Origin of the sequence: Paenibacillus sp. ICGEB2008, assembly GCF_000307675.1 — a bacterium.
Lineage (GTDB): Bacteria > Bacillota > Bacilli > Paenibacillales > Paenibacillaceae > Paenibacillus > Paenibacillus polymyxa.
This window is the reverse complement of sequence record NZ_AMQU01000016.1, coordinates 466,863-479,764: the sequence shown is the minus strand read 5'-3', so window position 1 is coordinate 479,764 and position 12,902 is coordinate 466,863. Positions and strand designations below refer to the sequence as shown.

11 protein-coding genes, 1 pseudogene and 1 riboswitch are annotated in these 12,902 nt (G+C 45.6%); of the genes and pseudogenes, 4 read left to right on the top strand and 8 right to left on the bottom strand.

What is annotated here, in order from left to right:
• Positions 1 to 15 precede the first annotated feature (15 nt).
• From C400_RS0117280 to C400_RS0117270, 3 genes are all read right to left on the bottom strand, one after another.
• Positions 16 to 423 carry a DUF350 domain-containing protein gene (locus C400_RS0117280; RefSeq protein WP_013371429.1) on the bottom strand — a complete coding sequence of 136 codons (408 nt, stop codon included), beginning with the start codon at positions 421 to 423 and terminating at the stop codon, positions 16 to 18.
• Positions 424 to 552: 129 nt separating this feature from the next.
• The gene (locus C400_RS0117275; RefSeq protein WP_013371430.1) at positions 553 to 1,221 is read right to left on the bottom strand and encodes a PspA/IM30 family protein; all 669 of its coding nucleotides are present in this window, start codon (positions 1,219 to 1,221) and stop codon (positions 553 to 555) included.
• A gap of 86 nt (positions 1,222 to 1,307) precedes the next feature.
• Positions 1,308 to 2,330, bottom strand: a complete 1,023-nt coding sequence (locus C400_RS0117270; RefSeq protein WP_016820725.1) for an NADH:flavin oxidoreductase/NADH oxidase — start codon at positions 2,328 to 2,330, stop codon at positions 1,308 to 1,310.
• 303 nt (positions 2,331 to 2,633) lie between these two features.
• Between C400_RS0117270 and C400_RS0117265 the strand changes: the two genes are divergently transcribed.
• Complete coding sequence (locus tag C400_RS0117265) at positions 2,634 to 3,440, top strand: polysaccharide deacetylase family protein (protein ID WP_016820724.1); 807 nt, start codon at positions 2,634 to 2,636, stop codon at positions 3,438 to 3,440.
• Positions 3,441 to 3,639: 199 nt separating this feature from the next.
• Here the strand turns inward: C400_RS0117265 and C400_RS0117260 are convergent.
• The 3 genes and pseudogenes from C400_RS0117260 to C400_RS0117250 all read right to left on the bottom strand — a co-directional run bounded on the left by C400_RS0117260 (position 3,640) and on the right by C400_RS0117250 (position 6,901).
• Positions 3,640 to 4,309: pseudogene (locus tag C400_RS0117260) on the bottom strand (3D domain-containing protein).
• Between the two features lie 6 nt (positions 4,310 to 4,315).
• Positions 4,316 to 4,485, bottom strand: a riboswitch (cyclic di-AMP (ydaO/yuaA leader).
• Positions 4,486 to 4,728: 243 nt separating this feature from the next.
• A complete protein-coding gene (locus C400_RS0117255; protein ID WP_013371435.1) occupies positions 4,729 to 5,451 on the bottom strand; it encodes an amino acid ABC transporter ATP-binding protein in 723 nt (240 codons plus the stop codon).
• Complete coding sequence (locus C400_RS0117250; protein WP_017427733.1) at positions 5,438 to 6,901, bottom strand: ABC transporter substrate-binding protein/permease; 1,464 nt, start codon at positions 6,899 to 6,901, stop codon at positions 5,438 to 5,440. The genes C400_RS0117255 and C400_RS0117250 overlap by 14 nt, the downstream gene beginning before the upstream one ends.
• A gap of 148 nt (positions 6,902 to 7,049) precedes the next feature.
• Here C400_RS0117250 and C400_RS0117245 point away from each other — a divergent pair, with 148 nt between their 5' ends.
• Genes C400_RS0117245 through C400_RS28015 form a run of 3 tightly spaced genes read left to right on the top strand, consistent with a single transcriptional unit; the run spans position 7,050 to position 9,340 of the window.
• Positions 7,050 to 8,228 (top strand): M20 family metallopeptidase, encoded by a 1,179-nt coding sequence (locus C400_RS0117245; protein WP_017427732.1) that lies wholly within the window; start codon positions 7,050 to 7,052, stop codon positions 8,226 to 8,228.
• Between the two features lie 39 nt (positions 8,229 to 8,267).
• Positions 8,268 to 8,768 carry a hypothetical protein gene (locus tag C400_RS28020; protein WP_232795388.1) on the top strand — a complete coding sequence of 167 codons (501 nt, stop codon included), beginning with the start codon at positions 8,268 to 8,270 and terminating at the stop codon, positions 8,766 to 8,768.
• Positions 8,765 to 9,340, top strand: a complete 576-nt coding sequence (locus C400_RS28015; RefSeq protein WP_232795387.1) for a hypothetical protein — start codon at positions 8,765 to 8,767, stop codon at positions 9,338 to 9,340. Before C400_RS28020 ends, C400_RS28015 begins: the two co-directional genes overlap by 4 nt.
• Before the next feature lie 77 nt (positions 9,341 to 9,417).
• On the opposite strand, the gene glgA is transcribed toward C400_RS28015, so the two are convergent.
• The gene (glgA, locus tag C400_RS0117235) at positions 9,418 to 10,869 is read right to left on the bottom strand and encodes a glycogen synthase GlgA (protein ID WP_017427731.1); all 1,452 of its coding nucleotides are present in this window, start codon (positions 10,867 to 10,869) and stop codon (positions 9,418 to 9,420) included.
• A 21-nt stretch (positions 10,870 to 10,890) separates the two neighbouring features.
• Positions 10,891 to 12,816, bottom strand: a complete 1,926-nt coding sequence (gene glgB / locus C400_RS0117230) for a 1,4-alpha-glucan branching protein GlgB (protein WP_016820718.1) — start codon at positions 12,814 to 12,816, stop codon at positions 10,891 to 10,893.
• Between the last annotated feature and the right edge of the window lie 86 nt (positions 12,817 to 12,902).

Below are 12,902 nucleotides of genomic sequence, written 5' to 3'. Positions count from 1 at the left end.
TCCTCCTTACTTTGCCTAGAAGCATGCTGTAATGATCAAGGCACCCACCAAATGCAGCGCTCCTGAAAACAGACCGAAACCAATTTTACCTTCTTGGGTACCTTTGTCCAGATCAAACTGTGCCCAGTACCGCAACAGCAGACGCACAATCACTTCCAAAACAAGCAAGATGATAAAGGCAATCACAGAATACACAAGCGCTTCGAGCAAATTATTAGCTGTAGCAATTGAACCCGATAAAATGTATCCTTGTGCAATCAGCTTCATAATCATCCGGACTGTTACAGCCATATTTCCGGCTTTTACTTCGGCAAAATCCTTATACTTTGTAAATAAAGAATCGACATACATTAATACGAACAGCAAAATAGCACCTGCGCCCGTCCATACCAGCATCGCTTTCATCGTTTCTAAAAAATGCATTTGCTACCATCCTCCACATCTTCTTGACTACATATATTGATTTACGCCCCCAGGCAGGGAAAAGCGAAGGAGATAACGTTTCTCCTTCGCTTACTGAGCCACCACACTAGCGGCAATGCTTAAAAGTTCTTATTTGTTTTCGTATTGTTTCAGCAAAGCAGCAAGTTCGTCGTCCACAGCACTTTTCTTATCCAGCTCTTTGAACTCTTCATCCAGCGATTTTTCCTTGGAAGCCATTTCGTTGCTCGCTTCAGCACGTGCTTCTGCTTGCAGCATTTTTTCCTCCATACGCTTTAATCCAGCAGTTGCCGTATCCGAGCTAAAACCATTCATCGCTTTGTTAATTTCAGTTTGCGCTTTAGCTGCATTATAACGGGCAACCAGTGTCTCGCGCTTGTTTTTCATTTCAGTCAGCTGTCTGCGCATTTCATCCAGCTTACCACGCAGGTTGTCAGCTGCAGCTTTGTTTTGCTCATAACCAGCTTGGAACTCGTTCATTTTTTGTTCGGCAGATTTCTTTTCTTCCAGCGCACGACGAGCAAGATCCACATTTTGTGCTTTTGCAGCCGTATGAGCCTGTTCTTCGCGTTTTTTCACCAAAGCTGCCTGTTCTTCGTATTGCTGTTTAAATCTCTTCTCAATAGCAATTTGAGCGGCTACCGCTTTCTCTGCGTCTTCCAGATCCTCTTGCATATCACGAATGTATTGATCCGTCATTTTAACTGGATCTTCTGCCTTGTCGATAATGGCGTTAATGTTAGACATCGTAAGATCTCTTAATCGTTTGAAAATAGACATGTGAAGTTCCTCCTAGAATTGAATGCTTAAATTTTAAGCTCTGTACACATGTTTACGCAAGCTTTGCAAAGAGGTTTCAAAAATAGCTAAAAACCGCGTAGATAAGGCTCTGGAATATCCGCCTGTACTTTTAGCGCCCGTGATGCATGCAGCGCCCAATAGGGATCACGCAGCATGGCACGCCCTATGGCTACCAGATCAGCTTCATTGTGCTGAACGACTCGGCGGGCATCCTCATAATCATCCAATAAGCCGACAGCAATGACAGGCACATTCAGTTTCTCACGGATGGTATGAGCCAAATCCACCTGATAACCAGCACGCGCAGACGGACCTCCGCTGGAACCAATCGGACCCTCACCACCAGAAGAAATATGGAAAATGTCTACACCCGCATCACGATATCGTTCCCCTATGGCTGCTATGTATTCAACATCATATCCGTCTTGGACATATTCTTTGGCAGATATCCGCATTAGCACAGGCATATCAGCAGGAAGTACCTCTTTAACAGCACGTATCACCTCAACACCAAACAGTGATAAATCCTGCCCATACTCATCTTCTCGAGTATTGGTTAAAGGAGAATGAAATTGATGGATTAGATAGCCGTGAGCGCCATGAATCTCTACCGTGTCAAAACCAGCTTCTACCGCCCGGCGCGCCCCCTCTTTGTAGGCAAGAACCAGTTCCTTGACTTCTGCTCGCGTCAAAGCGTGCGGCTCTTTAAATCGTTCACTAAAGGGGATCGAGGACGGGCCTACAGGTGGCTCAGCATCTTCAGCCTTGCGTCCGGCATGGCCTAATTGAATGGCAATTTTGGCACCATACTTGTGGACTTCCTCTACCATTTTACGATATGCAGGAATATGTTCATCACTCCAAATGCCCAAATCACGATCCGTAATGCGCCCATCCGGATGAACCGCTGTCATTTCCACAATTATGAGTCCAGTCCCTCCTACCGCGCGACTCACATAATGGACATAATGCCAATCCGTCGGTTTGCCGTCCTTGGCCTCCACGCTGTATTGGCACATTGGGGGCATGACAATCCGATTTCTTAAAGAAAGCCCCTTTAATTGATAAGGAGTAAACAAGTCGGTCACTTTTATCCATCCTTCCCTCAATTCTAAGTCTGTAGCATTATGAATAGCATCCCCATTATACACCAGCTGTCACGGTATACCGAATCCTTTGTAAGGCTAAAACTTACGAAAATGCTCCAGTTTTCGTTCATGTTTAAGAGAATATGCGCGTTTACTTCGTCATCTTCACGGATATCCGCTTCATGATGTGCTTCTCTTCAGTCGTGTAGGAATTCACTCAATCACCAGCATAATTTTAATAGGACAGGTACATAATAGCTGAGAGCACCACTAGGTACCACTGCACGGAAAGGGGGAATACAAATGCGGTACAGGGGAGTGTTGCCATGTTTAGCACTGTTACTAGCATTTTCAAGTTTTCCCGTTCACGCTGACACGCCTCCCAACATCGGAACGCCCCATCCCAAGGAAGCTACTGTCGCTACTTCGGTATATCAAAGTAAAGATCGAGCTACTCCAACATTAGCGATGCTACGAAAAAAGCATGCGGACATTTTTAAAATGTGCGGCCCGCACACCCGCCAAATTGCCTTAACCTTTGATGATGTGCCCGATTCAAGGTATACGCCGCAGGTTTTGGACGTATTACACGCAAACGGTATCAAAGCTACGTTTTTTATCGTCGGCCATCGTGCGGAAAAGCATCCGGGGATCATACGCCGCATCATCCGCGAGGGTCATGCTATAGGAAACCATTCCTATACTCATCCGGATTTCAGGAAGGCCACACCAGAACGCTTTCGCCACCAGATTACAAAAACAGAACGTATTTTAGAAGCCAGCGCAGGTTTTCGGCCCAGATTGATACGACCACCCTATGGTGAAATCACGGAGCCTCAAATTCAGTGGGCGCGTCGTCATGGGTACATGATCGTCAATTGGAATGTGGACTCTCTAGACTGGAAGGGATTAAGCAAAACACAGATTCAGCGTAACGTGATCCCGGCTACCAGACCTGGCTCCATTATTTTAATGCATGCAGGTGGAGGTCAAAGTTCCAACTTGCAAGGTACTGTCCAAGCTTTGCCGGGTCTAATCCACTCTTTAAAAGCTAAGGGCTACAAGTTTGTCACAGTCCCCCGGCTACTTCACACATCGGAACGAAAATAACAGTATGTCTAAGCCTCGTATATACCAACAACGTAAAAAGGCTGCCTTGACGAGCAGAATGCTTCTGCTTGTAAGACAGCCTTTTTTAGCGATAAACGACCGTACTGATAAGAAGTCGTCCCAGTTATATGTTGTGTGCTATAATATTAAGTTTACATAATATATATTATGTTTAATGAATTCAAATATATGCACAATGCTATTTATCAATAACGTACAGTTTCACATTTTGGAAGCCGAAGTCGTTCACGAATGATTTGTTGCCAGGGATAAAGATATCAATCCGCTTTCCGGTAATAGCGCTGCCCTGATCACGGGCAACGGCTACAAAAGAATGGTCTGGCAAGCCGGGATGGGAATAGCCTGTAACTAGCACCTTTGTTCCCATAGGAATGACTTTCGGGTCTACTGCAATTGTACCCAGTTTAAGCGGATTACCGTAGTAATCGACTGCACCCCATTTGCCATTTTCATCAGCTGCGGCTGAATATGCTGTTGCTTTAACATCAACAACTTTACTGTAATTGAATGTTTTGCCCCATGCTTCAATTGTTGGCCTCTCATTCGCTGGTGCTTTCTCCGTAAGAAGCTGTGGTTTCGAATCCGAAGCCGCCTTCACACTTTTTTTCGTCTGGCACTTTAATTTGTAGACCTGCATATATGTTGTTGGACGCAATATCCGGGTTAGCCTTCGTCAAGTCATCTACCGATACCCCATAACGTTGAGCAAGCAAAAAGAAAGTATCGCCTTCTTTGGCAGTATGAAGCGAAGCAGCATTTGCTACTCCAGCTGTCTGTGCCAATCCTGCAATCGCTGCGGCAAGCACCGCAAATTTCATGGTTTTTCCAATATGTTTTAAGTGTTTCAAAGATATGTACCTCCTCTGTTATGCCTGCGAAGTTAGCTGTCGGATTCGGACTCAGGAGAAGCCCTATGCTTGTGCAATTCACCCCTAGGCATATTCCACAACATCTATATGACGCATTGGAATAATTGCCGTTGTTACGTCCCCCGCACTTCCCATGGTTTGAGCCCAGCACCTGAGTAATTGTTATCATTGCTGCTGCCCCGGTAAGTTTTGGCTTACTGCATAATATCACAATTTTGTAACCTTATCTGCATGAAAATGTTGGGAACCTTGAACATCATACTATATCCATTACAATTTTGTCATCAAAAATCGGTTTTTTGTTACGAAAATATGGAGATATGGTGACAAAAAGAGAAAAGCCCTCCGTGAAATATCATCACGAGAGGGCTTTGTCAATAATTCATAAAAGCATTTTCTTACAGCACTTTAGCCAGAAAATCACGGGTACGATCATGGCTTGGAGTTCCGAAAACTTGCTCCGGCGTACCTTGCTCTATAATTTGACCGTTGTCCATAAAGATGATTCGGTCTCCTACCTCACGAGCAAAGCCCATTTCATGCGTCACGATCACCATCGTCATGCCGCCTTCAGCAAGCTTCTTCATCACATCCAGAACCTCTCCAACCATTTCAGGGTCCAGGGCAGAGGTAGGTTCATCAAACAGCATTACGTGCGGCTGCATGGCGAGAGCACGTGCTATCGCTATACGTTGCTTTTGACCGCCAGATAACTGGTTCGGGTAGGTATTCTTCTTATCCTCAAGACCCACGGTCCGCAGGAGCTCCAACGCAATTTTCTCCGCTTCTTTCCCCGATTGCTTCTTCACCTGCGTTGGTGCAAGCGTCAGATTCTGCAGTATTGTTTTATGCGGAAACAGATTAAAATGTTGGAAAACCATCCCCATCTTCTCTCGAGTCGCATTAATATTATGACCACGGGCCGTAATCGGCTCACCCTCAAACAAGATTTCCCCTTCTGTTGGCTGTTCCAACAGATTCATACAACGCAAAAACGTACTTTTCCCCGAACCACTCGGGCCGATAATGACGACTACTTCACCTTTGGCGATATCTATATCAATGCCTTTTAAAATTTCATTCTTACCGAATGATTTACGCAGTTGTTTAACGGTGATCACTGGCTCTCAACTTCCTTTCCCATAAACCCAACAGCTTAGATAAGCTAAATGTCATTACAAAATAAATAGCGGCTGCGATTACGAACGGACTTAAGCCTTCGTAGGTAATATTCTTAATGACCTGGGCTTGATACATAATGTCCACCATCCCAATGGTCGAAATAATAGAAGATTCTTTAATGATCGTAATGAACTCATTACCAATAGCAGGCAATATAGATTTAAATGCTTGCGGTAAAATAACGTGACGCATCGCTTTGCCTCGTCCCATCCCGAGCGAGCGGGCAGCTTCCATCTGTCCACGGTCTACGGCCTGAATACCAGCACGGAAAATTTCAGCCAAATATGCCGAACTATTCAGAGACAACGTAATTATACCGGACTGGAGTGGCGTAAAATTAACACCTAACGTCAAAGCAACTCCGTAATGAATGATCATAAGCTGCACCAGCATAGGTGTGCCGCGCAGTATCTCTACATATGCGGTACCTAGCCACTCGATAATACGAATACCACTCATCCGTAGCAATGATATGATCAGGCCAATAATGAATCCGAACAGTACTCCGAGCGCAGACAGCAATAGAGTGTAGCCGATACCCGTAGCGTAGAAACTGCGATATTTCAAAAATATATCTACAATGCTATTCGAAGAAACCTGTCTGTCAGCAGACAGTGCACTCGCTTCTGTAGAAAACTTCTCAATCGAACCGTCCGCTTTCAGGCGAGCCAACGTTTTATTTACTGAAGCAAGCAATTCCGCATTTCCTTTACGGATGCCTACAGCAGTTTCTGCTCCTTCATCTTCAGGTACTGCTTTGGCAAGTGTTACGGTACCGTCTAGCGTGTATCCTTTAGCAACGGTATCTTCGATTACAACCGCGTTGATACGCTTGGTCCGAAGCTGGAGTACCAGATCGGATATTTTATCCAATGAGGTTACCGAAGCATTAGGTACTTTTTGCGCAATTTCTTCCTGGATACTCCCCTTCTGCGCACCGAGCTTCTCTCCTTTTAGAGCAGCCATCGTTGAATATTTGTCTTTGTCCTCTGGACGAACCATAATGACTTGCTTGGAACGATAGTATACATCCGAAAAATCAATGCTCTTTCTGCGTTCATCTGTCGGTGTCATACCAGACAGCACCAAGTCTACGCGACCACTTTGCAGAGCAGGCAGCAAAGAGTCAAAACTCATGTCCTCTGGGACCATCTCTGCATCCAGATCCTTGGCGATTTCCTTGGCAATTTCAACATCAAACCCGACAATGGTATCCTGACCGTTAATAACTTTGTGAAACTCATACGGCGGGAAGTCAGCACTCATACCCACTACAAGTTTTTTCTGTGGCTTTCCTTCCGATCCGTATGCAGTGAGCATAGGAAGACCAGCCAACAGCAAGATAACCGCCGTCAAAACCAGGGCGGTAAAACGATATGCCTTTTTCAATCTTTTTTTCTCTCCTTAAATTCTTTATAATAAATAAGATTGTGTCATTATAAATGAATATGCATGATTATGCAATGAATGTTATAGTACAATTTTAGTATATCTATCGCAGTACCTACATTACAGCATATATAAAGGAGTTTTCAGCATGAATTTTAAACAGACCATTCAACACACCATTGAACAGCATGCCGAGCGATTTAAGGACATTTCGTTGTATATAGGCGCAAACCCTGAACTTGGAAACGAGGAATTCCTGGCCTCTGCCCGTCTAAAAGAAGAACTTGCCTTTCACGGTTTTGAAGTTCAGGCACCCATATTGGGTATAGAAACGGCCTTTATTGCTACTTACAAAGCAGTCAAGCCTGGACCAGTTGTTGCTTTTCTGGCAGAATATGACGCCCTGAAAGGTTTAGGGCACGCCTGTGGACACCATTTGATATGCATGATGAGTACAGGCGCTGCCGTCGGTCTCAAATCGATCATCGACAAGACTGGTGGAGAAGTACGTGTTTACGGCACACCTGCCGAAGAAACACGCGGTGCAAAAGTTCCGATGGCGGCGGCTGGATTGTTTGATGATTGCGACATAGCCATGATGACACATCCCTTCGATCGCTACGAAAAATCAGGAAAATCGCTGGCGATTGATGCTGTACAGTTCGAATTTTTTGGTCAATCCGCTCATGCTGCGGCCAGTCCGCACGAAGGGATTAATGCCTTGGACGCTGTGATTCAAACGTTTAATGGGATCAACGCATTTCGGCAACAGGTGAAAAGTACAGTGCGTATCCATGGCATCATTAATCAGGGTGGGCAGGCTGCCAATATTATTCCTGATTACGCCTCAGCTCAATTTTACGTGAGAGCCGCGACACGCCAAGAACTGAACCCGCTTACCCGTCGTGTTATTCAAATTGCTGAAGGAGCTGCTTTACAAGCCGGGTGTCGTTTGGAAACCTCCAATTATGAGACTTCTTATGATGAAATGGTGACTAACGGTGTACTCTCCGACACCTTTACTGCAAATTTGGTGCAGGCTGGTATTGCGCAAGAAGATATTACGGAAGGCGAAGATCATGGCTCTATGGATATCGGAAATGTATCACTTCATTGCCCTGCGATCCATCCGTACATTCAAGTTATTGACGAGAAGCATGCCTTGCATACACCAGAATTCCGCGATTTGGCGATGCAGGACCGCGCAATGGAAGGAATGCTCTTGGCCGCGAGGACCTTGGCATGGACAGCTTGCGATGTAATCACAAGTTCTGAGCTGCTGGCACAGATTAAAGAAGAATTCGCTCTACTGAATAGCAAAAGTTAAAATCGGAAATGCCGTCTTCTTGGAGAAAGGAGTGCCTTTATGAATAGTATGAGTAGCTTTTGGACGTTGTTTATTGTGGTTGACCTCATCATTTTTTGGTTTATATTCCGAGCAATACGCAGGAATCGTGGAAACAGAAGCACGCGCCGACGGAATGCATTTTTCCTTAGTTCCCCGTCTCCTTCGTCACTCACGCAAGAGCGTCATCCAGAAATTACGGAGCTGAAGGAGCTGCTGGAGCGATCCATTCCAGCCTCCTATGCTCACAACGTAAAGCAACGTGTCATGGAAGCCCACCCTAATCTGACGGAACAAGAATATGACTGGCGCTGGCATGAGCTAAAACGATACTTCATGCTATGCGCGATTATGAATCGAGTGCCTATGTTCAGTAGTGATGTGGATGAACTATGGCACGAAATGTTAATGTTTACGCGCGAATACCAGCAGTTCTCGGGAGCTTTTTTTTGGTCGTATGCTTCACCATGCTCCCCATTCGGGCGGCTCTCAGCTGATGCCAGAGGAGCGGGCGTGGTTTGACTGGTTGTATGTGGAATGCTTTGGCTGGAATCGCTATAGCGCCAGTTTGTGGGGAACTTTTTTTTAATCATCCATTACCGAATGATGAGCTTTCACACTATTACAACCTGACAGCTTCAGCGCAGCCAGTAGGTGACCGATGGAATATAAGTGAAAATATAGGCATTTCAAAGCAGACACAACAAGCGGTTCATAAGATAGTCCAACACCTCCGTGAGCGGGTAAATAAAGCTGTAAATGATCCTGAGGGCAAGCAGCTCCCCAAGATCAACTATTTGCAGGTTGACTATTTGCTACTGGCTGTTGTGTGGTATTCATGGTATCGGCCTGATGAATTTGCCATACACATGCACCCAGACTCTACAAGCAGTGCCGCCCTAGCCAGCTCATCCGGCTGTAGCTCTGCAAGCGGCTGCTCAAACTGGGATACACACCACTCGCACCATCATTCCTCCCATGACAGTTCTCATGGTGGAGGCTCTTCTCACCACGATTCAGGCGATTCTGGGAGTCATTCCTCTTGTAGCAGCGGATCTTCGTGTGGAAGCAGTTGTGGTGGCGGGGGCGACTGACCGCAGCAAAAAAGGGAATTCCTCAGCCAGACACTGGCTAAAGGGATTCCCTTTTTTATTAGCACAAATATGGTATCCTACTCTGTTCCATCAATCTTTGCTAGCGAACGGTAAATATCCATATAAGCCTCGGCCGATACATCCCAACTGTACTCTCCTGCAAAGGCCGTCTGTATAAGCTTGTTCCAATGCTCAGGTTGGCGATAGTAATCAACAGCACGACGAATGGTGTGCAGCATGTCATGTGCATTATAGTTCGTGAAACTAAAACCGTTACCTTCACCTGTAGATTCATTGTAAGCCTGTACAGTATCGTTCAGCCCTCCAGTTTCTCGCACTATAGGGATACTTCCATAACGAAGCGCCAGCAGTTGACTAATCCCACAAGGCTCAAACCTCGATGGCATAAGATACATGTCACTTGCCGCATATATTTTTCGTGACAGTGGCTCGCTAAAAGTAAGCTGCGCCGACATTTTCAGAGGATACCGTCCCGCTGCTTCCCGGAACCAGTGCTCAAAAGCCGGGTCCCCTGTTCCCAGCACGACAAACTGAATATCGTCATAATACAAGATTTCGTCAAGCACTCTCGTAACCAGATCAAGCCCCTTCATATCCACAAGTCTAGTTACCATTGCTATCATAGGTACGTCCGGACGCACCGGCAGACCTAGCTCCTTTTGCAAGGCAATTTTATTTTCCTTTTTCTTTGCCAGACTTGTGCGGTACTTTGTATAAATACGGTTGTCTGTGGCAGGATTGTAGCTTTGGGTATCAATTCCATTCACAATCCCCGTTAAGCGTCCCTGCTCTCCTAATTTACGAAGTAAACCCTCCATTCCGTATCCGTAAAATTCAGTTTGAATCTCCTCTGCATAGGTTGGACTCACGGTCGTGACATGATCGGAGTAAGTAAGCCCACCTTTCATAAAATTCAGTCTTCCATAATATTCCACACCTTCGGAAGTAAAATAGCTTCCATCCAAGTTAAGCAGCTCCGTTAAGACCTCATATGGAAAATCACCCTGATACAACAGATTATGTATCGTAAACACCGTGCGAATATCGTTGTAAAAGGGCAAATGTCGATAATCGGCATTCAGAAGCAGCGGAACCATTGCCGTATGCCAGTCATGACAATGCACAATATCCGGCCGAAAATTCAGTTCAGGCAGCACTTCCAAAATCGCCCGGTTAAAGAAGGAGAAGCGTTCGCCATCATCCATGTAACCGTAAATACCGTCACGACCGAAGTAATATTCATTATCTATAAAATAAACCCTGATCCCGTCCAACGTCAGCTCCTCTACTCCACAATACTGATCACGCCAGCCTACAGCTACATGCTTGACCGTTACCGGACGCAGAGACTTCTTATAGGTATCGGGAATGCCCGCATATTTAGGTAAGATGATTCGGACGTCGCATCCTGCCTGATGAAGTGCCTTTGGCAGTGCGCCAATAACATCAGCCAACCCGCCTGTTTTAATAAATGGATGTGCTTCTGCTGCCGCAAACAAAATGTTCATATGTGCTTCCTCCTTATGTGGTTAATCTACTTTTTTAGACCTACGTGGTGGTGTTTTCTTGAGTATAACGATGCCTAGGGGTGGAATCGTCACTTCCAAGCTGTGAAGCTGGCCGTGGTAAGGGATTTTGGAAGTACGTATCACCCCAGAGTTAAGCTGACCACTCCCCCCAAAGTCCTTATGATCGCTGTTCAGTAATTCCATATAGCTTCCTGCCTTTTGCAACCCAATTCGATAATTTTCTCTTGGCACAGGTTGGAAATTAATGAGGACAACCAGCGTATCTCCTGCTTTTTTGCCTTTACGTAAATACGTAATCACACTCTGTCCGCGGTCTTCAGCTTCAATCCATTGATAGCCGTCCCACGAATGGTCCAATTCCCATAGTGCCTTCTCCTGAAGATATAAATGATTCAGTGCTTTCGAATATGCGTGCAGAGACCGATGACTGTCATAGTCCAGCAAAAACCAGTCAAGCTGATCCTCATCCTTCCACTCAATAAATTGACCAAATTCCCCTCCCATGAATAAAAGCTTTTTACCTGGTGAGGTCATTTGGTAGCCAAGAAGTGCCCGTAGTCCGGCAAATTTTTGTTCATAGGTGCCCGGCATTTTATCAAGCAGCGACTTTTTACCATGCACAACCTCATCATGTGACAATGGCAGTGTAAAATTTTCGCTGTACGCATAGGCTATGGGGAATGTCAGCAAATTATGGCGATCGGGTCGTTGATCAAACTCTGATTCCATATAATCAAGTGTATCGTTCATCCAACCCATATTCCATTTGTAATTAAAACCGAGTCCTCCATCGCTTACTGGGGAGGTCACCATCGGCCAAGCGCTGGACTCCTCTGCCATCATGAGTGCGTATGGATAATAGCGGAATACCGTCTCATTCAGCTGTTGAAGGAAGGCGATAGCCTCCTCATTTTCAATCCCTCCCTTGGAATTGAGACAATATTGTCCATCCTGCTTTTCAAAATCAAGCCGTAACATGCTCGTCACTGCATCTACACGCAGACCATCAATATGGTACACATCCATCCAGAACAATGCATTGGAGATCAGAAAAGAACGTACTTCTGGCTTGCTATAATCGAATGTCAGGGTTCCCCAGCCGGGCTTTTCCGCAATTAGCGGGTCCGCGTATTCGAACAGCGGCGATCCGTCAAACCGTCTCAATCCATGAGCATCCTTGGCAAAATGAGCTGGAACCCAATCCATAATCACTCCAATTCCCGCCTGATGGCAACGATCCACCAAATACATAAAATCATGTGGTTCACCATAACGGCTTGTGAGTGCAAAATACCCGGTGAGTTGGTAGCCCCAGGAAAGATCATACGGATGCTCACTCAGCGGCATCAGCTCAATATGTGTATACCCCATATCTGTTACATAAGGCACAAGAAGCTCAGCCATCTCCCTGTATGTATAAAACGTACCATCTGCTTTTTGCTTCCAAGTGCCTAGATGAAGCTCATATATATGTAGAGGTTTACCATATGGTGCTCTACGTTTACGGCGCCAAGCTGCATCATTCCAAACATAACCATCCAATGAAGCTACCACTGACGCCGTAGCCGGTCTTACTTCAGCACGTACGGCGTAAGGATCTGCTTTCAGAAATCGTTCACCATTTGGACCTGTAATGTCGTATTTGTAAAATGTTCCTTGGGATATCCCCGGAAAAAAACGACTCCAAAAACCGGATTTGGGAACCCTATATAAGGAATCCTGTTCCCCATTCCAGTTGTTGCGATCTGTAGCAAGCCCGACATGGAGAGCATGAGGAGCCCAGACCGTAAAACGAACGCCCTGTTCTCCGTTCTCCACAGTAAGGTGGGAACCCAAAGATCGGTAGCTGTGATAAAGCGTTCCTTCATGAAACAAATAAGTATCTTCCGATGATATCGTCTGTTGCGGAAGAGTTTGGTCTGTCATCACGTCACCACCCTTTTATGTTTTGTGAGTAAAAATGTATGAGTCGGTAATGCATTCGCTTTTGGGTCAAAGCTGACCTGAGTTAT

What these genes read in the sequence shown, in the direction of transcription:
- C400_RS0117265 (WP_016820724.1), top strand. Translation starts at nt 2,634, where the DNA reads ATGCGGTACAGGGGAGTGTTGCCATGTTTAGCACTGTTACTAGCATTT.
- C400_RS0117280 (WP_013371429.1), bottom strand. Translation starts at nt 423, where the DNA reads ATGCATTTTTTAGAAACGATGAAAGCGATGCTGGTATGGACGGGCGCA.
- C400_RS0117275 (WP_013371430.1), bottom strand. Translation starts at nt 1,221, where the DNA reads ATGTCTATTTTCAAACGATTAAGAGATCTTACGATGTCTAACATTAAC.
- glgA (WP_017427731.1), bottom strand. Translation starts at nt 10,869, where the DNA reads ATGAACATTTTGTTTGCGGCAGCAGAAGCACATCCATTTATTAAAACA.
- C400_RS0117245 (WP_017427732.1), top strand. Translation starts at nt 7,050, where the DNA reads ATGAATTTTAAACAGACCATTCAACACACCATTGAACAGCATGCCGAG.
- C400_RS28020 (WP_232795388.1), top strand. Translation starts at nt 8,268, where the DNA reads ATGAATAGTATGAGTAGCTTTTGGACGTTGTTTATTGTGGTTGACCTC.
- glgB (WP_016820718.1), bottom strand. Translation starts at nt 12,816, where the DNA reads ATGACAGACCAAACTCTTCCGCAACAGACGATATCATCGGAAGATACT.